Source organism: Leisingera sp. M527 (genome assembly GCF_025141525.1).
Taxonomy (GTDB): Bacteria; Pseudomonadota; Alphaproteobacteria; order Rhodobacterales; family Rhodobacteraceae; genus Leisingera.
On the sequence record NZ_CP081037.1, the window covers coordinates 3,200,428 to 3,225,986 of the forward strand.

Below are 25,559 nucleotides of genomic sequence, written 5' to 3' on the forward strand. Positions count from 1 at the left end.
TCATTTTACCACCTGAGGTGATGACAGATGGCCACGAAAATCCTGCTGACACTTGATCACAACGATGACCGGTCCTGGAAAAAGGCGCTTCCGCTTGCTCTGGAGCAGGCCAATTTCTACGGCGCGGAGCTGCACGCTGTTTCGGTCATCCCCGAGATCATTCAACTGCCCAACCTGCCCGCCAACTATGGCGCCGGCGCTAAGGACCATGTGCGCAAGGCCGTGCAGGCGATCCTGGACAACGCCAGCGCTTCCAATGTGCCGGTGCATATCGAAGAAGGCAGCGTTTACCGTGAAATTCTCAAGCTTGCCCACAAAGAAGGCTTTGACATGATCGTCATGGCCTCGGCCAAGGGCGACTTCCCGAACTATGAAATCGGCCCGAACCTGGCTCGTGTGGTGCGCAACGCGCATTGCACCGTTATGGTTGTCCGCGACTGATCCCGCTTGAAAGGCTCAAGACTATGACCGATGCACCCAAACGCACCCCGCTTTATGACCTGCACGTCGAGCTTGGCGGCAAGATCGTCGATTTCGCCGGCTGGGAAATGCCGGTTCAGTACCCCATGGGCATCATGGGTGAGCACAAGCAGTGCCGCGAAAAGGCCGCGCTGTTTGACGTCTCCCACATGGGCCAGGTGATCCTGCGCGGCGAAGGCGTGGGCGAAAAGCTGGAAACGCTCTGCCCGCAGGCTTTTGCCACATTGAAAGAGGGCAAGGCGCGCTACGGCTTCTTCACCAATGATGATGGCGGCATCATGGACGACCTGATCGTCTCCAATGCCGGTGACCACTACTTTGTCGTGGTGAACGCCGCCCTGCGCCACCAGGACATCCCGCATATGCAGGCCAACCTGGACGGCATTGAAGTAACCGAGATCTTCGACCGCGCGCTGGTTGCCGTCCAAGGCCCCAAGGCCGAGGACGTGGTGGGCGAACTGTGCCCCGCTGCCCGCGCGCTGAAGTTCATGGAAACCGCCATCGCCGACATCGGCGGTGTTGAATGCCGCATCTCGCGCCTCGGCTACACCGGTGAAGACGGCTACGAGATTTCGATCCCCGAAGCAGACGCCATCCGTGTGTCCAAACTGTTCCTGGCCCATGACGACTGCGAACCTGCAGGCCTGGGCGCCCGCGACAGCTTGCGCCTGGAAGCCGGCCTTTGCCTCTATGGCAACGACATCGACCAGTCCACCTCCCCGATCGAGGCCTCGCTGAACTGGGCCATCCAAAAGCGCCGCCGCGAAGAAGGCGGCTTTCCCGGTGCGGCCCGCATCCAGAAAGAACTGGCCGAAGGCACGGCCAAAAAGCTGGTCGGCATCAAGCCCGAAGGCCGGGCACCGGCCCGCCAGGGCGTGGAAGTCCAGAGCGAAGGCGGTGATACTCTTGGCGCCATCACCTCGGGCAGCTTCGGCCCCACCGTCGGCGGCCCGGTTGCCATGGGCTATGTTGCGGCAGATCATAGCGCAGCAGGCACCAAGGTGAACCTCATCATCCGCGGCAAGGCACAGCCGGCTGAAATCGTCGCCCTGCCCTTCGTCACACAGAACTACAAACGCTAAGACATCATCAGGAGAGTCAAAATGGCCACCTATTATTCCGAAGACCATGAATGGATCACCGTTGAAGGCGATGTGGCGACCCTGGGTATCACCCAGCACGCCGCCGATCAGCTGGGCGAAGTCGTCTTTGTCGAGCAGCGCGAAACCGGCGACGAGTTCGAAAAAGGCGGCGAAATCGGTGTGATCGAGTCGGTGAAAGCAGCCTCCGAAATCTACGCGCCGCTGGACGGTGAAGTGGTCGAGGTGAACGAAACCCTGGCCGACAACCCCGGCGCTCTGAACGAAAGCCCGGAAGGCGACGCCTGGATTTACAAGATCAAACTGTCGGACGCGTCCCAGCTGGACGACCTGATGGATCTGGACGGCTACAAAGCCCTGATCGGTTAAGCACCCCCTCCCCGCCGGCACCCCCGGCGGGGTCCATTGCCCCAGACAAGGACCTATGAAATGGCCTTCAAACTTACCGATTACGAAGCCTATGACTTCGCCAACCGGCGCCACATCGGCCCGTCTCCGCAAGAGATGGCCGACATGCTGCAGGTGATCGGCTTCAAAACCCTGGACGAGCTGATCGACGCCACTGTGCCGCCCGCCATCCGCCAGAAAGAGGCGCTGGACTGGGGCCCGGCAATGACCGAGCGCGACGCCCTCTTCCACATGAAAGAGATCGCCTCCAAAAACAAGGTTCTGACCACGCTGATCGGCCAAGGCTATTATGGCACCACCACTCCGGCGCCGATCCTGCGCAACATCCTGGAAAACCCGGCCTGGTACACCGCCTATACTCCCTATCAGCCGGAAATCTCCCAGGGCCGTCTCGAAGCGCTCTTGAACTTCCAGACCATGGTCAGCGACCTGACCGGCCTGGACATCGCCAACGCCTCGCTGCTGGACGAAGCCACCGCCGCCGCTGAAGCCATGTCGATGGCACACCGCGGCTCGCGCTCCAAGGCCAACAACGCCGCCTTCTTCGTCGACAAGAACTGCCACCCGCAGACCGTCGCCGTGATCCAGACCCGCGCCGAGCCTCTGGGCATCGACGTGGTGGTTGCCGATCCCGATGATCTGGATCCCGGCGCAGTCTTTGGCGCCATCTTCCAGTATCCCGGCACCTACGGCCATGTGCGCGATTTCACATCGGAAATCGAAGCCATCCACGAGCACAAGGGCATCGCCGTTGTCGCCGCCGACATTCTGTCTCTGGCGCTGCTGAAGTCGCCCGGTGAAATGGGTGCGGATATCGCCATCGGCTCGACCCAGCGTTTTGGCGTTCCGATGGGTTACGGCGGCCCGCACGCGGCCTATATGGCGACCACCGACAAGCTGAAGCGTGCCATGCCCGGCCGCATCATCGGTGTCTCCGTCGACGCCCGCGGCAACAAGGCTTACCGCCTGGCGCTGCAGACCCGTGAACAGCACATCCGCCGCGAAAAAGCCAACTCCAACGTCTGTACTGCACAGGCTTTGCTGGCAGTCATCGCGTCAATGTACGCGGTCTACCATGGTCCCGACGGCATCAAGGCGATTGCACAGTCAGTACACCGCAAGACCTCGCGCCTGGCGGCTGGTCTGGAAGAAAACGGTTTCAAGGTAGAGCCTGAAGTCTTCTTCGACACCATTACTGTCGACGTCGGCCCGCTGCAGAAAACCGTCATGGAAGCAGCTGTTGCCCGTGGTGTGAATCTGCGCAAAGTGGGTGAAGACCGGATCGGCGTCTCGCTGGATGAACAGACCCGCGCCGAGACAATCGAAGCCGTCTGGGCAGCCTTCGGCATCGACAAGAAAGACGATAGCGTCGCAAACCGCGCCTACCGCCTGCCCGATTATGCGCTGCGCGAAAGCGAGTATCTGACCCACCCGATCTTCCACAAGAACCGGGCCGAAGCAGAAATCACCCGCTACATGCGCCGTCTGGCCGACCGCGACCTGGCGCTGGACCGTGCGATGATCCCGCTGGGTTCTTGCACCATGAAGCTCAATGCGACCATCGAGATGATCCCGGTCACCTGGCCGGAATTCGGCAACCTGCACCCCTTCTGCCCGGAAGATCAGGCGCAGGGCTACCACCAGATGATCGACGATCTGAACGACAAACTGTGCCAGATCACCGGCTATGACGCGATCTCCCAGCAGCCGAACTCCGGGGCGCAGGGCGAATATGCGGGCCTTTTGACCATCCGCAGCTACCACGCGTCGCGCGGCGAAGCGCACCGCAACATCTGCCTGATCCCGACCTCCGCACACGGCACCAACCCGGCGTCGGCGCAGATGGTGGGCTACAAGGTGATCCCGGTCAAAGCGGACGACAGCGGCAACATCGATGTCGCCGACTTCCGTGCCAAGGCCGAGCAGCACAGCGACAATCTCGCGGCTTGCATGATCACCTACCCGTCGACCCACGGTGTGTTCGAGGAAACCGTGCAGGAGGTCTGCCAGATCACCCATGATCACGGCGGCCAGGTCTATATCGACGGCGCCAACATGAATGCCATGGTGGGCCTTGCCCAGCCGGGCAAGATCGGCGGCGACGTTTCGCACCTGAACCTGCACAAGACCTTCTGCATTCCGCACGGTGGCGGCGGCCCCGGCATGGGTCCGATCGGCGTCAAGGCGCACCTGACCGAGCACCTGCCAGGCCACCCGGAATATGGCACTGCCGTGGGGCCGGTTTCGGCAGCACCGTTCGGTTCGCCCTCGATCCTGCCGGTCAGCTGGGCCTACTGCCTGCTGATGGGCGGTTCGGGCCTGACCCAGGCGACCAAGGTTGCGATCCTGAACGCCAACTACATCGCAGCGCGCCTCAAGGATGCCTACAAGATCCTCTACACCTCGGAAACGGGCCGTGTGGCGCATGAATGCATCCTGGACACCCGCCCGCTGGATGAGGAAGGCCACGTCACCGTGGACGATATCGCCAAGCGTCTGGTCGACTCGGGCTTCCACGCCCCGACTATGTCCTGGCCGGTGGCCGGCACGCTGATGGTAGAGCCGACTGAATCCGAGCCCAAGGATGAGCTGGACCGCTTCTGCGAGGCCATGCTGTCGATCCGCTCGGAGGCGCAGGACATCATCGACGGCAAGATCGATCCTGAAAACAACCCGCTTAAGCACGCGCCGCACACGGTGCGCGACCTGGTGGGTGAATGGGACCGTCCCTACAGCCGCGAACAGGCCTGTTTCCCTCCGGGCAACCTTGGTGTCGACAAATACTGGCCGGCTGTGAACCGGGTGGACAACGCCTATGGCGACCGCCACCTGATCTGCACCTGCCCGCCGATGTCGGACTACGAAGAAAACGAAGCCTGATCTTTTCAGGCTCCGTGCCCTGCCGGCCCCGCCCGGCAGGGCACCCCCGCATGACCCGCTCAGAGGAGAGAATGATGTCCCGTCTCGAACCGCTGACCGTGCCAGCTTTCCAGCGCTCTGCTGACAGCGCGGCACACGCCCGCTTCCACGACGTCGAAATCATCCTGCCGCAGTCAGAACCCCCTGCCGCGGCGCAAATGATTTGCGAAGTTTTCCGCGCCGCCAATGATCTGTTTCCCGACAGCGGATACCGAACAGCCGTGCGCAATCTCAGCTCGCAAATGCGCGCCGTGCCCGCGGGGTGGAAACCGCAGACGGTCATCTTCCTCGGCGGCATCTCCAGCCGCTGGCCGCTGAACTCAGGTGAAAAGGCCAGCCTGCAGCGGATCTGCCGCCAAGCCCAGCGCTGCCTGTTTGCCGGCAGTGCCATCTTTCTGCTGGCCGAGTCCGGTTTGCAGGCGGCCTTCGAGACTGCCGTGCATTCGAATTTCGCTGCCGCCGCAGAGGAAGAGCAGCTGACCTGCGCCCCGGCAGGCACGCTGACAACTGCGGCCGGCCGCATCAACACCGCCGTCAGCAGCTTTGCCGCCCTGCGCCTGCTGGCCGGTTTCCTGCGCGCCGACCGCGGACCGTTCATCGCCGATGCGGTCTGTGATTACCTCGGCCTGGCCTTTGGCCCGGCATCGGAACAGTCAAAAATATCGCTGCAACTGCGCCAGACCGCCGGGGGCGACGCGCTGATTGTCAAGATTCTTGACCTGATGCAACAGAACCTGGAAGAGCCGCTGCTGATCCGCGACATTGCCCAGCAGGCCGGCGTCTCTCCGCGCAAACTGGAGCGCCGCTTTCAGCAAAAGACCCGCACCAGTCCGCTGGCTGCCTATCGTAAACTGCGGATTGAGAAGGCCCGTCAGCTGCTGCTGCACACCACCCTGCCACTGGCCGAGATTGTCGCCGCCACCGGGTTTGGCTCGCGCAGCAACCTCACCGAATGGTTCAAGCGGGAATACAAGACCAGCCCGCAGGCCTTCCGCAAACAATACTACGCGGACAGCCACCCGGCAGGTTCCGCCGCCTGAAGACAAACTGGGTCATTCATGAAAAAAGGCGGCCCTAAAGCCGCCTTTTGTTTGTTTGGAGCCGGTTCAGTTATCTGATCCGCTGTCCTCGCCGTCGTTGGAGAGGGCACCGGGGTCAAAAACATTGCCGAAACCGGAGCTGTTGCCCTGCGGCTCCTGCTCTGCCTCCGCGCCATCTTCTTCATCCCCCGACAGGCTGCCCGGCGCAAAGACGCCGCCAAAGCCGGAGTTGTTGCCACCTGAAGGCGCAGTTTGTGCAGGGGCTTCGCCCTGCTGCTCTTGCTGCTGCTGACGGCGCAGATCCCGCTGGCGGCGCAGCTCCTGGATGCGTTCCTGGGCTTCCAGCTGCTTCTGCTCCTGAACGTTCGCGATACATTGCGCCGGACTGTAGACCGTCGCGGTGCCGACCACCGCCACCGTTGCACAGGCCACAACCACCAGCGCAACCGCTGCAGCGTTAGAGCTGAGGAAACCCGGCAGCCGCAGCTTGCCGCTTTCCAGTTCCTCCACCGTGGCCTGTTTGCGCGCAGCCGCCACCAGTTCGCGGCGGCGGATGCCGGCCTCGTTGAACAGCGCCGCAATCACCGTCAGCACCACGATGATAAAGGCCAGCGCCGAGATCGCCGGGGTGATGCCATAGCGCACCTTTTGCGCCAGCTCGATGGTCAGCGTCGGGTATTCGCCGAAGGTGAAGGTGGTGGTGTTGTAGTTCTCGAAACTGGCCAGGAACGCCAGCACCGCGGCCGAAGCGATGGCAGGCCGCATGAACGGCAGCAGCACCTTGCGGAAGGCCTGGGCATGGGTGGCGCCCAAATCTAGCGCTGCCTCGGTCAGCGCGATATCATAACGCTGCAGGCGCGCCACCAAGACCAGCATGCAGTAGCTGGCGATAAAGGTGGACTGGCCGATGATGGTCAGGAACAGACCGTTCGACAGCCAGCTGTCCGCGCCCAGTCCCAGCATCCGGTTGATCCGGTCCCAGAACACCAGGGTCGAGATGCCAATGACCACGCCGGGGATCAGGATCGGCGCGATGATGATGGTGTAATAGGTCGCGCGCAGTTTCGGCCAGATCTGGGTCAGCATCAGCGCCCCTGCCAGCCCCATCGACACCGACAGCACAATCGTGCCCGCCCCGACCAGGACCGAGTTCCAGATCCCGTTCAGGATCCGCTCGTCCTGGAACAGAGCCGAGAACCACTCGAACGTCAGGCATTCCCAAGGGGTCATCCGCGGGAACGATGGCGAGTTGAATGCGGTCGCCGACATGATCACCAGCGGTCCCAGCAGGTAGGCAAAGAAGATCGCCAGATAGACCCAAAGGCTTACGCGCATAAAGGAGAAGTTCTTCATTTGCCGATATCCCCCATGTTCACCTTGAACAGGCGCATGATCGCCAAAACAAGCAGGATACAGGTGACCAGAAGAACCACCGCATAAGCGGCGCCCTGCGGCCAGTCGGAGTTGTCATTGAACTGCTGATAGATTAGCTGGGTGAACCACAGGGAAGACGGTCCGCCAAGGATCTGCGGCGCCGCCAGCGCGCCAGCCGACAGCATGAACACCATTGTGCAGCCCGAGGAAATGCCCGGCTTGGCATAAGGAATGACCACCCGCTGATGAATCTTGGCCCAGCTGGCGCCCATGTCCCGCGCCGCCTCGATCTGGTTGCGGTCGAGGCTTTCGATCACGTTGTAGATCGGGAAGATCATCAAGAGGATGTAGGCATAGCCCAGACCCGCATAAAGCGCGATGTCATTGCGGATAAAGTCAAACGGAGTGTCGAAAACCCCAAGTCCCACCAAAAAGTTGTTGAGGACCCCGGTCTCGCCGAAGATGATGCGCAGCGCAAAGGCCCGCAGGATCTCGTTGATCCAGTAGGGGATGATCAGCATCAGCGCGAAGATGCGGATGTGATTGCCTTTGGTCTGGGCCAGATAATAGGCGATCGGGTAGCACAGGATCAGGTTGAAGATGGTGACGCAGACCGCTGCCACCAGGGTACGGAAAAACACATTGAGGTCGACGGCGTTGTAGCTTTGGCTGCCGCCCTCCGGTCCGAACACCAGATATTTGTAGTTTTCGACCGTATAGACGTCCTTGGGGCCGCCGATCTCTGGCGGCGGCAGGTTGGGACGGAAGGAAAAGTCGAGCATCGACAGCTGCGGCAGGATGATCAGGCCGATGGTCCAGAACAGGACCAGGCCCAGCATCAGGCTGCCCATGCCGACACCGTTGCGTTTAAAGAACTCCCTCAGGAAGCTTGGCATAGCGTGGGCCTCCTCATTCTGCGGCCAGGTCACCAGCCGGAACACAGACGGCGTTTTTCGTCTCGTATTCCAGGGTGATGTTCTGACCGGTGTGGTCATCAAAAGACTGGCCCAGATTGGGGATCGAGACCTTCAGCTCCTTACCGCCGTCGCCTTCCATGAAGATGTTGAAGCTATTGCCCTCGAACTCCTCGTGGTTGACGCGTGCGGTCACGAAATGGTCGCCCGCCGCGCCCTCGGGCGCCAGCGCAAAGGCCTCGGGACGGATGAACATCATCGCCTCGTCGCCTTCTTTCATGCGGCCCTGATTTGCGGTGGAAACCCGCGCCACCAGATCGCCTGACCGGTTGGTGGCGATCAGGGCCTCGTCGCCCATCACCCGCTTCACCTTGCCGCGAAAGACATTGTTTTCGCCCACGAAAGACGCCGCAAAGGCAGTAGCCGGATCGTTATAGATGGTTTTGCCATCACCGATCTGGTCAATCACCCCGGCCTTCATAACCGCGATATTGTCGGACATGGTCAGCGCCTCGCCCTGGTCGTGGGTGATGTAGATAAAGGTGATGCCGACCCGTTGCTGGATTTCGCGCAGCTCGGTGCGCATGTGCTGGCGCAGCTTGAGGTCGAGCGCCGACAGCGGTTCATCAAGCAGCAGCACATCCGGTTCGGCGCACAAGGCACGCGCAATGGCCACCCGCTGACGCTGGCCGCCTGACAGTTCCGACGGCAGCTTGTCGCCCTGCCCCGGCAGCGCGATCATGTCCAACAGCTCATCCGCGCGCTTGCGCCGTTCCCTGGCCGAGGCGCCCTTGATCTCCATGGAAAACGTTATGTTTTCCCAGACCTTCATCAGCGGGAACAGCGCCAGGTTCTGAAAGATCAGCGCAGTCGGGCGCTTGTTCGGACCAATCCCTTTCATGTTGTTGCCGCCAATCAGCACCCGGCCATCGCTTGGCTCAAGAAAGCCTGAGACCGCCCGCAGGATGGTGGTTTTGCCGCAGCCCGAGGGCCCCAGGAAGGAGAAGAAATCCCCTCCATTGATGTTCACATTGGCATCGCGCACGGCAACAAAGTCACCGAACCGGATCCAAAGATTCTCGAGATCAACGCCGACCCCAGCACTCATTTGGCTTCTCCCCAGGGTGCAGATCCCCATTCCGGTGGCGCTCCACCGGCCCCGCAAGACCTGCTTCCCTTGTATTATTGTTGATTGCGCCGTTCCGGCTGGCTGCCAGCGGCACGAAACCGGCCCCCGGGATAGATCTCCCGGAGGCCCGCATGATCAGGCGCTTCGCTTAGGCGCTTTTGAACTTGTTGACGAACTCGGTCCGCACATCCGCATACCACGGCGCCTCGGCCGGCCATGGGTTCAGATTGGCCAGCGAGTTGCCCGGATAGGCTTCGGCAAAGTTCTTCTTGTAGACATCGCCCGAGTGGCTGTCGGCGCCCAGAACCGGCGAGTTGTAGCCATGGCTGTCGATTGCCTTGCCTGCCGGCTCTTGCTCGTAAGCGTAAGAGACAAAGGCATAAACCTGCTCTTCGTTCTTGGCGCCAACCGGCATCGAGATGCCGTCGACCCAAGCCATCGAGCCTTCGACCGGTGCCTGATAGTGCACAGGTTCGCCAGCAGACTTAAGCGCCAGCGGCGGGCCGTCCCAAGTCTGGCCAACCACAACACCCTCGTTCAACAGGCCGTTTTTCTGGGTGTCCGCATCGTTCCAGATCAGCTTGATCCGATTCTTGCGCGCCACGCACCAGTCGGTGACCTGGCCCCAGACCTTGCGCATGGTTTCCTCGTCGTCATAGGCCGCCCAGATCGAGCCTGGCTCCATCTCGCCCGAGGCTTCCATGTAAAGACCCGCGCCCAGCATCATCGAATGCGCCCGGCCCATGGTCTTGCCGGCATTTTCTTCCGACCAGACGTCGCCATAAGACGGCGCGTCACCCGCCGGCAGCCATTTGTCAGTGCGGTATGCAATGCCCTCGGTGCCCCAGATATGCGGCAGCCAATGCACGCCCGAACCGCCAAAGTTCCAGGCGTCGGTGCCGATCTTGGCCATCGCCGGGTTCACCGCGTCAATGTTGACTTTGTTCATGTCGAACGGCTTCAGCAGTTCCAGCGGCCCCCACTGCAGCGAGCGGTTGTTGGTCGGTGAAACGATGTCAAAGCCTTGGCCTTTGGTGGCCTTCATCTTGTTGATGATTTCTTCGTTGGAACCGATACCGGTGTAATTCACCTTGATGCCGGTCTTGGCCTCGAAACCCGAAATGAACTCCGGCGGCAGATAGTCCGACCACATCAGAATGTTCACTTCGCCAGAAGACGCCAGCGCGCTTTTTGAATAAAGCGGCGCTGCCAGTGCCGCAGCGCCTGCGCTTTTGAGCACCGTGCGGCGGCTGATTGAAGTCTTTGCTGTCATATCCAGTTATCTCCCTTTGGACTGTTGTTTGTTGTTCTTATTGTTTCAACCGTGAAACCTTGCGGAGTCATGCGCCCCGCCTACAGTGACAGTTTCCAAAACTGATAAGGCCAGAACTTTCGCAATCCGGCTTTGCATAACGCCAGTTTCGGTGCAGTTAAATATCCTCCACGACAATGCATCGGCTGAAAAACCATCGCTGTGGCTGCAGTGTGCGCCCGTCGGCGCGAGGCGTCAATGTTCATAAACCCTTTACAAGGCAGCGGCATTTCCCGCGCGGGCGCACGAAGCAGCTGCGCAAGGAGCGGATTGCCCGTGTAACAACCCAACCGTATCCGGCCCGGCCATGGTGTCCAGCTTATTGGCAAGAATTGACGGAAATCTGAAAAACGCCTCATGACGCAGCCGCGGAATTGTGGGAGACATATTCGATGCCCAGCCACTCCACCCGCAAAGATCTGAGCCTGAAAGGGCTGGAACTGTTCCAGATCACCGCCCGCAAAGGGTCTTTGCAGGAAGTCTCCGAGGAGACCGGCCTGTCGGTCAGCACCATCTCGCACCATCTGCGCAATCTTGAGGATCATCTGGGTGTGGAGCTGTTCAACCACAGCCGCCGCCCCATGGTTCTGACACCCAAAGGCCAGGTTTTCCTGCGCAGCATCGGCGATGCGCTGCACACGATCCGCAAGGCCAAGGCCGAGGCTTCGGCCGGAAACATTTCCGAGGCCAGCTATCTTCGGCTTGGCACGATCGAGGATTTTGACAGCGACATCATCCCTGAGCTGGCCGTATTCCTGTCCACCAGCATGCCGCGCTGCGATTTCATGTATCAGACCGATTCCAGCCATGCGATCCTGGCCATGCTGCGCGACCGGCAGCTGGATCTGGGCATCACTACCACCCCGTCTGAGCGATTGCGCGATCTTCAAGACAGGCCGCTGCTGCGCGATCCCTTTGTTGCGGTGCTGCCCAAATCAGACGAACCCATGCTGCAGGAGGTTATCGAAGGCCGCAGCACGCTGCCCTTCCTGCGCTTTGCCAGCAACCAGATCATTTCCCGCCAGATCGAAACCCAGTTGCGGCGGATGGGCCTGTCGCTGCCGCACCGGTTCGAATGCGCCAGCAATCAGACATTGATGGCCATGGTGGCAGCGGGTGCCGGCTGGACGATCACCACGCCGTTGCTGTTTTCCCGCGCCAAGCTGTTCCAGCCCAAGCTGAGCATGGTCGCTTTTCCGGGCAAAAGCTTCTCGCGCACTTTGGCCATCGTTTCGACGCCGGATTGCTCGCGCTCGATCCTTGATCTGGTCGACAACCGGATGCGCACACTGATTGCCGACCACGCGATAAAACCGTTCCAGCAAAGCGCGCCCTGGCTTGCGGACAGTTTCACCCTGATCTCTTGACCGCCCGGCCTCTTAATAGATCTTGAACCGCGCCCGGATCTCCCGGTCCTGCTCTGCAGTCAGATACACGGGCTGATGGGTCCGCAGAATTTCCTGCGCCCGCAACCGTGCCTGTGCCCAGGCATCCAACCCGCCCTTTTCCGCCCAGGTGCGCGGCTCGTCCCGGTCCGCTATCACCGGGTAGAAATAATCCCGCTCCATCGCCGCCAAAGTATGCTGACCGCCCAGGAAATGCCCCTCGCCCAGCACCGCCGCGCAGATCGCCTCGAACCCGAGGTTTTCCTCGCTCACCTCAATCCCGCGCAGGGCACGGTAGGTGTGGGAATGCATCTCGTCATCCAGCACGAAACCTTCAAAACTTACCCCCAGAAGCGACGCCGTCATGCCCGAGCTTTCATAGATCAGATTGCCCCCGGCCAGCGCTGCCGCCAGCGATGTCAGCCCCTTTTCAGCCCCGTATTGCGCGTCAATCGCTTTGGCGTCGGTCATTGAGCATGCCACGCCCGAGGGCAGACCCAGCCAGTTCGACAGCTGCGCCGAGGCCGCATTCAGCACCGCTGTCTCGCCGCTGCCGCCAGAGAACGCGCCTGTGCGCAGGTCAATCACCAAAGGCCAGTTGGAGAACACCATCGGGAAACCCGGCTGGATCGCGTGGACCATCACCAGGCTGGCCAGGGTCTCGGCCAGCGATTGCGCGAGAAATCCCGCCAATGTAGCAGGCGCCGTTGCCCCCGCCTGGGCCGCAGTTATGCAGGACATTGGAATGTTGTGCCTGATGCATTCATAGACAACGTCCACCGCATCCTCGCCATACCGCATAGGAGAGATGACCGGGCTGATATGCGCCTTGACGAAGGGGCGTTTGGAGAACTCCCCCGGACCGCCTGCAGCTATATCCAGCATCTCCACAATCGGTGCCACATGCTCAGCCAGCGTAAACGACGTCGCCACCGGTTTGGTGGTGTTCTTCAGCAGCGCATAGATGGTGTTCACGTCCAGATCGTAATTATCCGGCACATCTGTCGCCACGCAGCAGCGGGTGAACCAGCTGACATTGACCAGGGTATCCTGCAGCCGGGTAAAGTCATGCAGGTCAGTCAGCGTCGAAGGCCGATACACCCCGCTTTCCATATCCAGCGTCTGCACAGCCGCACCGCCGGTGCCGAAATGCACCGCATTGCCGCCCACTGTGATTGAGCGGCTGTCATCGCGCCCGTGCAGAACAAAGGTTTTGGCAGCCTGGTCAATCGCCTGTTCCACCAGTTGCGGCGGGAACAATACCCGCCCGGAACCGTTGTCCTGCGCCCCTGCCGCCAGCAGATCGGCGTGCAGCCGGGGCGGAACTTCCCCCATGCCAAGCTTGGCCAGCAATTCCAGTGCTGTGGAGTAAACCCGTTGCAGTTCCTCAGGCGTCAGCGGCTTATAGGCTCCGCCGATCTGGCCCGGCGGACAGGGATCCACGGCAGGCTTTGCCGCCCTCAGCGCCAAACGCTCCCGGCGCCCGCCCCGTTTGGCTCGCTGCTCTGCCATTATTGTGACCTCCTGAGGTAAATCTTGCTCCAATGATCCCGCCACAGCCGCAGGCTGGCAATCAGCGGATCAATATTCCCCGTTTATTCAACAAAGTTTTCTAATTTTTGATAATTAAACGCCCCTGCATTGCAGCCTGCGCTGACTGGGCGCTTAGTCATGCAAAATCCATCGGGAGGTCCCTTTCATGAAATCGCGCACCAAGGTTGTGGTGATCGGCGGCGGCATCGCAGGCTGCTCCACCCTCTACCACCTCACTCAGGAAGGCTGGAGCGACGTCGTTCTTGTCGAACGCAACGAACTAACCAGCGGCACCACTTGGCATTCAGCGGCCCAGGTCACGAATTTCGGCATGAACCAGACCATGGTCGGCCTCAAGAACCACTCGATCAACCTGTACAAGGAACTGGCTGAAGACCCGGATTACCCGATCAACTACCACCACGGCGACGGCGGTATCCGTCTGGCTAATACCGAAGCACAGATGCAGGGCTACCGCCACTTTACCTCCATGGCGCGCGGTATGGATGTGGCGTTCGAGGTGATCGACGCCGAGGAATGCGCCCGCCGCCATCCGCTGATCTCCACCGATAACCTGATCGGCGGCTTGTGGGACCCGCTGGACGGCGATATTGACCCGGCCCAGCTGTGCCAGGCGCTGGCGCGGCGCGCCCGCAAGGCCGGCGCCGAGGTCTACCGCAACACGCCGGTGACCGCCCTCACCCAGCACCAGGACGACACCTGGACGGTGCATACAGAACACGGCGATATCGATTGCGACATCGTGGTGAACGCCTGCGGCTACCGGGTGAACGAGGTCGGCGCAATGATGGGCGTGCACCACCCCGTCGCCTCGATGGAGCACCAGTATTTCCTGACCGAGGAGATCCCCGCGATCAAGGACGCAGGCCACCGGATGCCGCTGTTGCGCTGCCCGATCAGCGATTACTATTGCCGCCAGGAAAAGAACGGCCTGCTGGTAGGTTTCTACGAACAGGACTGCAAAACCTGGGGTATGGACGGAATCGATCCGAATTTCGTGAACGCACTCTGCCCCGATGATCTGGACCGGGTCACGGATGTGCTGGAAGGCGCATTTGCCCGGATGCCTGCGCTGATGGACACCGGCATTCACACCGTGGTCAACGGTCCGATCACCTATACCATCGACGGGGCACCCTTGGTCGGACAGATTCCAGGCAAGCGCAACGCGTTCTGCATCATCGGGTTGCGGGCGGGCCTGGGCGAAGGTGGCGGCCACGGCTGGCTTTTGGCACAGCAGATCGTGCATGGCGAGGCGCAGTACGACACCTGGTGCATTGATCCCCGCCGCTTCACCGGCCACACCAATGTCGAGCTGACCGCGCTGAAGGCGATCGAAGACTACCAGAACGAATTCCGCTTCCACTTCCCGCATGAGCACCGCCCGGCGGGCCGCCCAGCCAAAACCACACCGCTGACCCCGGTGATGGCGGCCGAAGGCGCCGAGTTCACCGTGGTGAACGGCTGGGAGCGGGTCGACTACATCAAGCCAGCACCAGACTTCCATCCTTCGCTGTCCTTCAACTTCGACGAAGCCTTCGAGGTGATCGCGGCGGAAGTAAGGAACGTTCAGGACAACGCCGGCCTGGCCGAGGTCAACGGCTTCAACCGGTTTGAGATCACCGGCGCCGACCGGCACAGCTACCTTGACCGGATGTTCTGCGGCACAGTGACGAAACGCGCGGGCCGAGTCGGGCTTGGCTACCTGCTGAACCACCACGGCATGATCAAGGGCGAAGCCACAGTGGCCAACCTCCCCGCCTCGGACCGCGGGCCGGAGCGGGTCTGGTACGGCTCGGCGGCGGCCAGCGAATACCATGACATGGACTGGCTGCAGGCGCACATCCGCAGCGATGAAGACGTGCAGATCCGTTCTCTCACCAACGACCAGACCATCCTGGTCCTGGCCGGCCCCCGGGCGCGGGACGTGCTCTCAGCCTGCGCCCGGGGCGACTGGTCGCGTGACGCCTTCCCTTGGCTGTCGGTGCGCGAATGTTTCATCGGCTTTGCCCCTGCCACGGTGATGGGCGTCAGCTTCTCCGGCGAGCTGGCCTATGAAATCCACGTCCCCAACGCCTCGCTCTATGCCGCCTACCTGGCGCTGCGGAAGGCGGGCGAGGCACACGGCCTGAAGCTGTTTGGCGCCCGCGCAGTCGAGTCGATGCGAATGGAGAAGGGATTCCTGCACTGGAAAGCCGACCTGATCACCGAATTCGACCCGTTTGAAACCGGGTTGGACCGTTTCGTGAAGATGGAAAAAGGCGGTTTCATCGGCAAGGAGGCGTTGCTGAGGCGTCAAGCCGAAGGGCTGCGCAAGAAGCTGGTAACGCTGCAGATCGACGCCACCCACGCCCCGGCCCATGGCGGCGCCTCGCTGATGCAAGGTGGCAAGGTCGTGGGCACCGTGACGTCCGGCGATTGGGGCCACCGGGTGGGCATGAACCTGGCCTATGCCTTTGTGGACCCGGAACTGGCAACGGAAGACAGCGCGATGCAGATCGACATGTACGGCGATCTGGTGGGTGCAAGGGTCATCGCCCCCTCCCCCTATGACCCGGACTTTGCCCGCATCCGCGGATAACGCATCACCCGCTGCCACACCCGAACAAAAAAAGACGCCCGGGGGAAATCCCCGGGCGTCTCTTTTTGCGCGGCACGGCACAGGTTCAGCTGCGGCCCTTCCACGGCACCAGCCAGTTCTCGGCCATACGCATCAGGATGTCGATGCCATAGCCGATGATGCCGATCAGCACGATCCCCATGATTACGATATCCGTCAGCTGGAACTTTGAGGCGGCAATGATCATCATGCCTGCGCCCTTCTGCGCAGCAACCAGTTCGGCGGCCACAACGGTGCCCCAGCAAACGCCCATCGCCACCCGCGCGCCGGTAAAGATCTCCGGCAGCGAGTTCGGCACGATCACATGACGCATGATCTGCCACTTGGAGGCACCCAGCGAATAGGCAGCGTGGATTTTCGAGATGTTCACCCCGGAAACCCCCGCCCGCGCCGCAATCGTCATGATCCAGAGTGCAGCCAGGAACAGCAGCACGATCTTGCCGGTTTCCCAGATGCCGAACCAGATGATCACCAGCGGGATCAGCGCCAAGGGCGGCACCGGGCGCATGAACTCGACAATCGGGTCGAACCAGCCGCGGAACCAGCCTGACAGACCCATGGCATAGCCCAGCGGAATGCCGACAATCGCCCCGGTCACAAAACCCACGATCACCCGTGTCAGCGACCAGCCCAAATGCTGCCACAACGAAAAGTTCTGATAACCTTCCGAGGCAATCTCAAAGAACCGCGCCACCACCGTTTCCGGTGCAGGCAGCCAGATCGGGTTCATCTGCAACCCGCTATGCGGGGCAAAACTGATCGCCCCTTTGCCGGTCAGCGTCACCGTCCCGTCGCCTGCGTCCACTTGTGTTCCGGGGCCGATGGGTTCGCCGTTGATTGCGACGATCTTTGCGCCTTCCTTGCGCTTGACCTCGTCATTGCGGTCAAAAATCAAAGTGGTGGAGCGCCCGGCCTGTGCCGCCAGGGCATCGTTCTTGGCAAAACCGTCGCCCGGCTCCACCTCAAACTTGGGGCTTTCCTCGCCGAACCCGGCCACCCTGACTGTGATGTCTGCGTCATCAGTAGCCCCGTCGGCATTCTCCAAAGTGTAGGTGAATGCGGTTTCGCCGGTGAAGGGCCCCGGCACGTGAATGGGAAGCAGCTTGGAGCCGGTAAAGGCCGCCCATATCACAAAGATCACAAGGACCGAGATGATCGAGGCCGCCCGGTCCGGCGTCACGGCACTTTCATCGCCAAACGTTACGGTTTTCAAACTGGTGAAATCCTGCTGCGACTGCATCCCCTTGCGGATTAGCTGAACCAGAAAGAAAGCACCGGCAAACAGCGCGATATAGAACAGAAGGACCGTCATGCCACTTGCTCCGTCCGGCCCATGATCTCCTCTTCCATCTCCCAGATCATCGAGAGGATCTCATCGCGGGTCTCGGCAAAGCCTTCGGATTTCTTGACATCGCGCAGATCGGCATTCACCCCGCGTTCCGCAAAAGGCAGCTGGTATTCGCGGTGAATGCGGCCGGGGCGCGGCGCCATCACGATCAGACGCTCGCCCAGCAGCAGTGCCTCCTCCACCGAGTGGGTGATCAGAATGATGGTCTTGCCGGTCTCTTTCCACAGCTTCAGCACCAGGCCTTGCATCTTCTCCCGCGTCAGCGCATCCAGCGCTCCCAGCGGTTCGTCCATCAGGATCACATCCGGCTCATTGGCCAGGCAGCGGGCTAGCGCCACACGCTGCTGCATGCCGCCCGACAGCTCATAGACCGCCTTTTCCTTGAAATCCTGCAGGCCGACGATATCCAGCAGCCGGTCAGAGATCTTTTCCCGTTCCGCCCGCGCCATGCCTTTCATGCGCGGCCCGAATTCCACGTTGTCGCGCACGTTCATCCATTCAAACAGCGCGCCTTTCTGGAACACCATCCCGCGTTCGGCATCCGGCCCGGTGACACCATGGCCGTTCAGTTCAATCGCCCCTTCCGTCGGGGCCAGAAACCCGGCCAGAATGTTCAAGAGCGTGGTCTTGCCGCAGCCCGAAGGCCCCAGCACCGACATCAGCTCACCCGCCTTCAAATTCAATGAAACGTCTTTCAGCGCCTGTACCGAACTGCCATTGGGCAGATCAAAACGCATAGAGACACCTTTGATGTCCAATCCTGACATCTCTCCCCCTTCCTGCTTCAGCCGCGGATGCAAACGGCCCGGTAACCGGGCCGTTCACCTCATTTATTCAGTTGCGGCTCAGTTCAGAGCGGCGTCCAGCGGCGCACTGTCGACGGCGCCGTCATAGGACTCCAGCGCCGCTTCGATGCTGTCCGCATTCACAAACACATCCGCCACGCCCTTCATGAAGTTTTGAGCGCCGCCGCCCAGCCATTTTTCGGACAGCTGATCCTCGGCCGAGGGGAAGTTGAAGGTGGCTATTGTGGCCTCGGCATCGCCCAGGTCCATACCGGCATCCTTGGCAATCACCGGCAGCATCTCGTCCTTGTGATCCCCTGAGTTCCACATTGCGTTGGCATCTGCGGTCACTTTCAGGAATTTGCTCAGCAGTTCGCTGTCCTCAGCGATGAACCCTGCCGGTGCGCTGGTTACATCAAACACCAGAATTCCCAGTTCTTCTTTCTCGGCGCCGGTCAGCAGCACATTGCCATGCTCCACCATCCGCCGCAACGCGCCGCCCCAGCCGCAGACCATGTCCAGGTTGCCCTGGGCAAAAGCTGCGGCACCGTCCGCGGGCGCCATGTCGACGACTTCCATCGAGCCGATATCAACACCGAAATGCGACATCTGCGACAGGAAGTTATAATGCGCAGCGGTGCCGATCGGCACGCCCACTTTCTTGCCGGCCAGCTCACCAGCGCTGGTCTTGTCGATCTCCAGTGCCTCGGCGACAACACAATTGTCGTTGTCGGAATAGCTGACGGCCACATCCACAATCTGAATGTCCTGCCCGGCGGACGTTGCTACAACAAATGGCGGCACGCCCTGGCTCACGGCAATCTGCACATCGCCGGACGCCATCGCCGCCGACATTGCGGTGCCGGTGTCGAACGACACCCAATTGATCTTGACGCCCAGTTCCTCCTCATAGGTGCCATTGGCCTTGGCAAACTGGAAAGGCATTGGCCATTCCAGGAAATAGGCCACGGTGATCTCATCCAAATGAGAGGCATTCACAGCAGAGATGGAGGCAGCGGCGGCGCAGATTGTTGAAAGCAGATACTTTTTGATCATATTGATAAGGTCTCCCAGTTAATTCGCCGGGCCCGTTCGTTGCGGGCCTCATGGCTTTGATTTTTACACGGCAAACCATATCCGGGAAGCCGCTTCGCTATAGCAGAAAATTACTCTTACGAATAAAGCAAAACTTGGTTTTTATTTTTACGGATATATTGGCGCAAACCAGTGGATAGCATATGCAATGCGCAAGGGAGGACGCATATGCAAAAGACGCTGAGTCTACGCTGGCTGGAAGTGTTCCAGCTAATCTCCAAATCGGGATCAATACAGAAGGCCGCCGCGGAAACCGGCCTGTCGATCAGCACCGTGTCCAATCACCTGCGCAGCCTGGAAAGCGCGCTTGGTGTTGATCTGGTGGACCACACCCGCCGTCCAATGGGGTTGACGCCTGCAGGCGTGGTCTATGCCCGCTACGTATTTGACGGGCTGATGACGCTTAAACGCGGCGAGGCGGAAATCCGCTCCGGCAGCTGGCAGCATGCCACCGACCTGCGGATGGCCTTGCTTGATGATTTCGATAACGAGGTCGGCCCGGAACTGTTTCAGTTCCTGTCTACCGCGCTGCCGCGCTGCAGCTTCCGCCACTACACCCGGCCCAGCCACGAGATCATTGAAAAGCTGCAAGAGCAGAAACTGGACGCCGGCGTCGCCACCCGCCCGGCCGGGCTGCTGCCGGATCTGATCGAATACCCGCTGATGCGCGATCCCTTCATTCTGGTGGTGCCCACCGGGTATTCCGGCAGCGTCGAAGACCTGACCAAAGCCGATGCGTCTCTGCCCTTCCTGCGTTATTCCCGCGATCACACCATTGGCAAACAGATCGAAACCCAGCTGACCCGGCTCAAGATCTCTCTTCCCAACCGGTTTGAGCTGGAGTGCAACCAGTCAATTATCGGCCTGGTCTCCGAGGGCAGCGGCTGGACCGTCACCACCGCTGCCAGTTACCACCGTGCCCAGCGCTTTCACGGCAAGGTCAAGGTTGTGCGTTTCCCCGGTAAGAGCTTTGCCCGCACGGTGTCGCTGTTCACCACCAGCGTCTATCCTGCGGCCACTTCGCAACTGATCCACCAGGCCTTGCAGAAATCCCTGCGCCACCATTTTACAGATCCTATCAGCGAACGCTTCCCCTGGCTGGCCGAGGAATTCCGCACCCTCCCTGCAAAAGGGAATTAGGCTGTCCGGCAATTAGAAACAAACATTCGTGTTTTTCGAAACCTGCAAGCCGCAGCTTGACCGAGCGGCCGGCACGGCGCTGTTTTAGGCGCAACCCGCGCCGTGCTGCCCCGGCACATCCGGCGGCCCTCCAATGGAAATGAGCTGACCCCAATGGCAATCACCTACCTCAAGCAGGCCCAGCCCCGCCCCGCTGCCGAAAACAGCGGTATCCGCGATACAGTCGCCGGGATGCTGGCCAATATCGAACGTGAAGGCGAAGACGCGGTGCGCCGCTACGCGGAAAAGCTGGACGGCTGGACCGGCCCCATTGTGGTAACCGGCGCCCAGCGCCGCGCCGCCTGCAACCGGGTTTCGCAGCAGATGAAAGAAGACATCCAGTTCGCCCATGCCAACGTCCGCCGCTTTGCCGAAGCGCAGAAGGCCACGATGGGCGAATGCGAGGTTGAGATTATTCCAGGTCTGATCGCGGGCCAGAAGCAGATCCCGGTTTCCAGTGCCGGCTGCTATGTTCCGGGCGGCCGCTACAGCCATATCGCCAGCGCCCTGATGACCATCACCACCGCCAAGGTGGCCGGCGTCCCCCACATCACGGCGGTTTCGCCAACCCGCCCCGGCACCGGCATTCCCGATGCCATCCTTTACGCAATGGACCTTAGTGGCGCTGATCTGATCCTGAACCTGGGCGGCGTGCAGGGTATCGCAGCAATGGCTCAGGGTCTGTTTGGCGCCCAGCCCGCCGACATTCTAGTCGGCCCCGGCAATTCTTATGTGGCCGAGGCCAAGCGGATGTTGTTCGGCGAGGTCGGCATCGACATGTTTGCAGGCCCTACCGATTCATTGGTGATTGCGGACCACACAGCCGATGTGGAAACCGTCGCCTGGGATCTGGTCAGCCAGGCCGAACATGGCGCCGACAGCCCGGTCTGGCTGGTCACCACCGATGAGGCCCTGGCCAAGGGTGTCATGGCCCGGGTGCAAGCGCTGATCGACAAACTGCCTGAACCCAATCTCTCCGCCGCTCACCGCGCCTGGCACGAACGCGCCGAGGTGGTCCTCTGCGATAGCCGCGAAGAGGCCGCGCAGGTGGCCGACCGCTACGCCCCCGAGCATCTGCAAGTGCAGGCGGAAGATCTTGGCTGGTGGCTGGACCGCCTGTCGGCCTATGGCTCATTGTTCCTGGGCAAGGAGACCACGGTGTCCTTTGGCGACAAGACCTCAGGCCCCAACCATGTGCTGCCGACCAGCGGTGCCGCGCGTTATACTGGCGGGCTGTCGGTGCACAAGTTCACCAAGACGGTGACCTGGCAGCGCTGCAACGCCGCCGCCTCGCATGAACTGGCCCAGCGCACCGCCCGCATCAGCCGGATGGAAGGCATGGAGGGCCATGCCATCGCCGCCGAACTGCGGCTGCTGCCGGAAACGGTCTGAAGTTATCCTGCATAGGGGCACATTGCGTTCAGGAAGGTGTCTCCAGTTGCCGGTCCAGATCGACCGGCCCCATCACTGCGTCGTCGGGAATGGTCTCAAACCCGGCGACAGTACCGCCATAACGCTCAGAAAACCGCGCGGCGTCCTCAGGCGCGGCAAAAGGCACAACCTCCGGTGCCCCCATGCCGCCAGCCACATTCGACCCTACGACGAAATGCGCGCCCTTGGCATCTATCCAGTTCATGGTGCCGGGATGCGCCCAGCTGGGCGCAGCACCCATGTCGCTGACATAGATGGCGGTGATCTCCGCATCCCGTTCCGGGCTTTTCACATAGGCCGCCAGATCGCGCACCTGGGCAAAAAACAGCGGAGCCGGAAAGCCGTCCAAGTGGATCTGCCCTTTGGGTCCGCCATGTTCGGACACATTCATCTGGCAGAAATAGCTCAGCGCCACCTCCGTCAGCTCCACCGGCGCGGGCGGCACCTTGGCCTCATCTTCCTGGCAGGCAGACAAGATCAGCACGGCAGCCAGGATCAGTTGTCTCATGGCTCTACCCTCCGGAACGCAGCACAGGCCAGACCGAAGCCCAGCGCCGGCCACAGCAGCAATGACAGCGGCGCGGCCCAACCGGGCAAGGCACTGGCAGCGCCTGCCATGCCGCTGGACAGCGCGACGCTTTCCGAGGCTGCGACATTCCACAGCCGGAACGCATCCGCCGGGTTGGCGACCATCACCCAAGGAAAGATTTTCTGGGTGAACACTCCGCCGCTGTCCATTACCACGGCACCCAGAAGCCCGAGGTCATAAAGCACCACAAACACCAGCCACACGCCCGCCGACAGGCCAGCCGCGGCAGTGGCGCCGCTGGAAAGCGCCGACAGCGCATAGCCCAGCACCAGGAACACGGCTCCCAGCAGGATCGAGGTCAGCACCAGCCGCCCCAGCGCCAGCAGGCTTTCAGGCCCCGCGCCGCCGAACCAGGCGGCAACAGCCCCCGCCGCGCCAAAACCGATGATCATCGCAATCGCCAGCGCCGCCAGATGCGCCATCAGCTTTCCCAACAGGATCTCTGCGCGCCCCGCCGGATAGGCCAGGAGCAGCGCAAGGCTGCCCCTGTCGCGATCCCCGGCCACCGCATCAAACCCCATCATCAGCGCCAGCAGCGGTGCCAGATAGACCGACAGCGTGGTCATCGAGGCGACGGACACTGTCAGCATATCCACTCCCAGCGTCCCCGTCGGCGCCGAGCCGGCAAAGGACAGCGCCAGCGCAAAGGCCAGCATGATCAGCGTGGCCATGAACAGCCAGCGGTTGCGGCGCAGGATCAGCATCTCGGCGCGGGCAATGGCAAAGGCGCGTCTCATTTGCGATCCTCCCCTGAGTAATGGCGATAAAGGTCTTCCAGCCGCGGCGGCACCATGTCGATGTCCGCCACTGCATCGCCCATGGCCGCAATCTTGCGCAGCTCGGCCATCTTGTCCTGCGGGCTGCACAGGATCTCGACCGAGGCGCCATTGATACGGCGCCCGCCGGTTTCAATTGCAATCCGGTCAGCGTGCGTGCTGCTCGCCTGCACCCGCAGCTTGACCGGCAGCCCGGCCTGCGCCGACAGGCCTGCCAGCGTGTCATCCGCCACTTTCACCCCCTTGCGCAGAATGGCGATACGGTCGGTGCGTGCCTCTACCTCGGTCAGCGCGTGGCTGGCGATCAGCACTGCGGCGCCCTGCTCTGCCAATTCATTAATGATGGCGTACAGGTCCTGGCGCGAGATCGGATCCAGCCCGCTGGTCGGTTCATCCAGCAACGCCAGCTTCGGGCGGCCCAGCAGCACCTGTGCCAAACCCAGCCGCTGCCGCATCCCCTTGGAATAGGCACCGATGCGGCGGTGCATGGCCTCACCCAATCCAACGCGCTCCAGTAACCCGTCAATATCCGGGCGCTCCCCGGTCAGGCGGGCAAACAGCGACAGCTGCTCATGCCCGGTCAGTGCCGGGTGAAAGCTGACCGCCTCGGGCAGAAAGGCGGTGGCGGAACGCGCTGCCGCACTGCCGGGTGCTGCACCGCAGATGCGTATGCTGCCGCCCTCATGCCGGATCAGGCCCAGCACCGCCTTGATCAGCGTCGACTTGCCGGCGCCGTTGTGGCCCAGCAAAGCCAGCCGCTCGCCCGGTGCGATATCCAGGTCGATGCCATTCAGCACCTGTGTCTTGCCGCGGAACTTGTCCAGCGCGCGGATCTGCAGCGGGCTGTTTGCGTTATCCATCCTGTTCAACCTTTCTGGCGGCCTCTGGCCGTTCCGGCCGCATCAGCGGGTGGCTGTCGATCACCCCGCCCGGCAGCAGCGCCGGGAAGGCCGATTGCGACCACCGCACCAGCTGCACTGCGGGCGAGCCCATCAGCAGCTTCGCCGCCGGCTGGGTCCACAGCACATGATCCATGCTGTCATTCGGACGGTACGGCGCGTCAGCGATGCCGTCCCCGTCCACATCAAAACCTGCGAAATCGGACCAGTAATTTCCTTGCCCGTCTTCGCTCCACTCCACCCATTTGCTGGAGACGAATTTCACCTGATGCCGGTTGCCGGCAAAGGCGTTGCCGACCATCCGGTTGCCGGCACTGCCCGCGGTGAAATGAATGCCGATCCCGCAGCCCTCAAACCAATTGCCGGAGAAATCATTCTTGTGCGCATTGTAAAGGAAAGTGCATTTGCCCTTGGCGCCCTTAACATAATTGCCGCGGAACTCGCCCTGATTGGCGTAGTTCAGCATCATCCCGTGATCACGGTCGTTGAGCGAGACGTTTCCCGTCACCTTGACCCGGGTGGAAAACATCACCGCATAGCCAAGGTGGTTGCCGACCGAGACATTGCCCGAAACCTCGGAATTGTCGGCATACATGTAATGCACCGCAAAACGCAGATCGCGGAACAGGTTATCGCGAAAGGTGTTTTTCTTGGAGTTGTTCACAAAAATGCCGTCGCGCCCGTATTGGATGTCATTGCCATCCACCACCGCGCCCGGCGCATTCCAGACATAGACGCCATTGCCGCGGGAATTCATGTGATGGTCCAAGCGGCCTTCGATCCGGTTGCCCTGCACCAGGCTGTCTTTGGCGCCGTGAATATCCACGCCATACAGGTTTCCCAGCAGCACGTTGTTCAGGATCTGCGGCGCCTTCGCCGTCTTGGTGAGCTTGATGCCGCTGTCGATCTCCTGATGCGAGGAGCCGGAGCCAATGACAGTCAGGTTTTGCACAGTAACACCAGGGCCGGTCACCGTGATGACCGACCCCAGCCCCCGGCCGTCCAGTGTGGCATGGCCCTGCCCGTCAAGGATGACGGGACGGCCCAGAACCAGCGTTTCGGCATATTCGCCGGGGGCGAGGCGGAGGGTGTCGCCATCCGCCGCCTGCGCCAGGGTTTCAGCGATGGCCCCTGCCCGGTTGGGCACCTCCCAATCCGCCGCCCACGCGGGCGCCAGGCCGGTCAGGGCCGCAACCAGAGATATGGGCAGGAGCCGTTTCAT

21 protein-coding genes are annotated in these 25,559 nt (G+C 61.4%); 9 read left to right on the forward strand and 12 right to left on the reverse strand.

Going from position 1 to position 25,559, the window contains the following annotated elements:
• The first annotated feature begins 27 nt into the window (after positions 1 to 27).
• The 5 genes from K3555_RS15835 (at position 28) to K3555_RS15855 (ending at position 5,947) form a co-directional block, all read left to right on the forward strand.
• The gene (locus tag K3555_RS15835; RefSeq protein ID WP_260006198.1) at positions 28 to 441 is read left to right on the forward strand and encodes a universal stress protein; all 414 of its coding nucleotides are present in this window, start codon (positions 28 to 30) and stop codon (positions 439 to 441) included.
• Positions 442 to 464: 23 nt separating this feature from the next.
• Complete coding sequence (gene gcvT / locus K3555_RS15840) at positions 465 to 1,562, forward strand: glycine cleavage system aminomethyltransferase GcvT (protein ID WP_260006200.1); 1,098 nt, start codon at positions 465 to 467, stop codon at positions 1,560 to 1,562.
• A 21-nt stretch (positions 1,563 to 1,583) separates the two neighbouring features.
• Positions 1,584 to 1,949, forward strand: coding sequence for a glycine cleavage system protein GcvH (gene gcvH, locus K3555_RS15845; RefSeq protein ID WP_129371897.1), 366 nt, complete (start codon positions 1,584 to 1,586; stop codon positions 1,947 to 1,949).
• Positions 1,950 to 2,009: 60 nt separating this feature from the next.
• The gene (gene gcvP / locus K3555_RS15850) at positions 2,010 to 4,868 is read left to right on the forward strand and encodes an aminomethyl-transferring glycine dehydrogenase (protein WP_260006202.1); all 2,859 of its coding nucleotides are present in this window, start codon (positions 2,010 to 2,012) and stop codon (positions 4,866 to 4,868) included.
• A gap of 74 nt (positions 4,869 to 4,942) precedes the next feature.
• Entirely contained in the window at positions 4,943 to 5,947 is a 1,005-nt protein-coding gene (locus K3555_RS15855; protein WP_259997421.1) for a GlxA family transcriptional regulator, read from the forward strand.
• Between the two features lie 66 nt (positions 5,948 to 6,013).
• Here K3555_RS15855 and K3555_RS15860 read toward each other — a convergent pair whose 3' ends face one another.
• The 4 genes from K3555_RS15860 to K3555_RS15875 form a co-directional block, all read right to left on the reverse strand.
• A complete protein-coding gene (locus K3555_RS15860; protein ID WP_260006204.1) occupies positions 6,014 to 7,300 on the reverse strand; it encodes an ABC transporter permease in 1,287 nt (428 codons plus the stop codon).
• Entirely contained in the window at positions 7,297 to 8,217 is a 921-nt protein-coding gene (locus tag K3555_RS15865; RefSeq protein WP_259987056.1) for an ABC transporter permease, read from the reverse strand. The genes K3555_RS15860 and K3555_RS15865 overlap by 4 nt, the downstream gene beginning before the upstream one ends.
• Positions 8,218 to 8,230: 13 nt before the next feature.
• Entirely contained in the window at positions 8,231 to 9,343 is a 1,113-nt protein-coding gene (locus K3555_RS15870) for an ABC transporter ATP-binding protein (protein WP_260006206.1), read from the reverse strand.
• 169 nt (positions 9,344 to 9,512) lie between these two features.
• Complete coding sequence (locus K3555_RS15875; RefSeq protein WP_259987060.1) at positions 9,513 to 10,637, reverse strand: extracellular solute-binding protein; 1,125 nt, start codon at positions 10,635 to 10,637, stop codon at positions 9,513 to 9,515.
• A 431-nt stretch (positions 10,638 to 11,068) separates the two neighbouring features.
• On the opposite strand from K3555_RS15875, the gene K3555_RS15880 reads away from it, so the two are divergent.
• A complete protein-coding gene (locus K3555_RS15880; protein WP_260006208.1) occupies positions 11,069 to 12,043 on the forward strand; it encodes a LysR family transcriptional regulator in 975 nt (324 codons plus the stop codon).
• Positions 12,044 to 12,055: 12 nt separating this feature from the next.
• On the opposite strand, the gene K3555_RS15885 is transcribed toward K3555_RS15880, so the two are convergent.
• Positions 12,056 to 13,573 (reverse strand): trimethylamine methyltransferase family protein, encoded by a 1,518-nt coding sequence (locus K3555_RS15885; protein ID WP_260006210.1) that lies wholly within the window; start codon positions 13,571 to 13,573, stop codon positions 12,056 to 12,058.
• Positions 13,574 to 13,760: 187 nt separating this feature from the next.
• Here K3555_RS15885 and K3555_RS15890 point away from each other — a divergent pair, with 187 nt between their 5' ends.
• Positions 13,761 to 16,196 (forward strand): FAD-dependent oxidoreductase, encoded by a 2,436-nt coding sequence (locus tag K3555_RS15890; RefSeq protein ID WP_260006211.1) that lies wholly within the window; start codon positions 13,761 to 13,763, stop codon positions 16,194 to 16,196.
• Positions 16,197 to 16,281: 85 nt separating this feature from the next.
• On the opposite strand, the gene K3555_RS15895 is transcribed toward K3555_RS15890, so the two are convergent.
• The 3 genes from K3555_RS15895 to K3555_RS15905 all read right to left on the reverse strand — a co-directional run bounded on the left by K3555_RS15895 (position 16,282) and on the right by K3555_RS15905 (position 19,424).
• Complete coding sequence (locus K3555_RS15895) at positions 16,282 to 17,547, reverse strand: ABC transporter permease (RefSeq protein ID WP_260006212.1); 1,266 nt, start codon at positions 17,545 to 17,547, stop codon at positions 16,282 to 16,284.
• Complete coding sequence (locus K3555_RS15900) at positions 17,544 to 18,350, reverse strand: taurine ABC transporter ATP-binding protein (protein ID WP_134830455.1); 807 nt, start codon at positions 18,348 to 18,350, stop codon at positions 17,544 to 17,546. Before K3555_RS15900 ends, K3555_RS15895 begins: the two co-directional genes overlap by 4 nt.
• 78 nt (positions 18,351 to 18,428) lie before the next feature.
• The gene (locus tag K3555_RS15905; protein WP_260006214.1) at positions 18,429 to 19,424 is read right to left on the reverse strand and encodes an ABC transporter substrate-binding protein; all 996 of its coding nucleotides are present in this window, start codon (positions 19,422 to 19,424) and stop codon (positions 18,429 to 18,431) included.
• A gap of 207 nt (positions 19,425 to 19,631) precedes the next feature.
• On the opposite strand from K3555_RS15905, the gene K3555_RS15910 reads away from it, so the two are divergent.
• Both K3555_RS15910 and hisD read left to right on the forward strand, forming a co-directional pair.
• On the forward strand, positions 19,632 to 20,603 hold the full coding sequence (locus tag K3555_RS15910) for a LysR family transcriptional regulator (RefSeq protein ID WP_260006216.1): 972 nt from the start codon (positions 19,632 to 19,634) through the stop codon (positions 20,601 to 20,603).
• Between the two features lie 153 nt (positions 20,604 to 20,756).
• A complete protein-coding gene (gene hisD / locus K3555_RS15915) occupies positions 20,757 to 22,034 on the forward strand; it encodes a histidinol dehydrogenase (RefSeq protein WP_260006219.1) in 1,278 nt (425 codons plus the stop codon).
• 28 nt (positions 22,035 to 22,062) lie between these two features.
• On the opposite strand, the gene K3555_RS15920 is transcribed toward hisD, so the two are convergent.
• From K3555_RS15920 to K3555_RS15935, 4 genes are read right to left on the reverse strand one after another with little or no spacing between them, the layout of a single operon-like run.
• Positions 22,063 to 22,581 (reverse strand): nitrous oxide reductase accessory protein NosL, encoded by a 519-nt coding sequence (locus tag K3555_RS15920; RefSeq protein WP_260006220.1) that lies wholly within the window; start codon positions 22,579 to 22,581, stop codon positions 22,063 to 22,065.
• Positions 22,578 to 23,399 carry an ABC transporter permease gene (locus K3555_RS15925; protein ID WP_259987095.1) on the reverse strand — a complete coding sequence of 274 codons (822 nt, stop codon included), beginning with the start codon at positions 23,397 to 23,399 and terminating at the stop codon, positions 22,578 to 22,580. The genes K3555_RS15920 and K3555_RS15925 overlap by 4 nt, the downstream gene beginning before the upstream one ends.
• Complete coding sequence (locus K3555_RS15930) at positions 23,396 to 24,298, reverse strand: ABC transporter ATP-binding protein (protein WP_260006221.1); 903 nt, start codon at positions 24,296 to 24,298, stop codon at positions 23,396 to 23,398. The genes K3555_RS15925 and K3555_RS15930 overlap by 4 nt, the downstream gene beginning before the upstream one ends.
• Positions 24,291 to 25,559, reverse strand: a complete 1,269-nt coding sequence (locus tag K3555_RS15935) for a nitrous oxide reductase family maturation protein NosD (protein ID WP_260006223.1) — start codon at positions 25,557 to 25,559, stop codon at positions 24,291 to 24,293. Before K3555_RS15935 ends, K3555_RS15930 begins: the two co-directional genes overlap by 8 nt.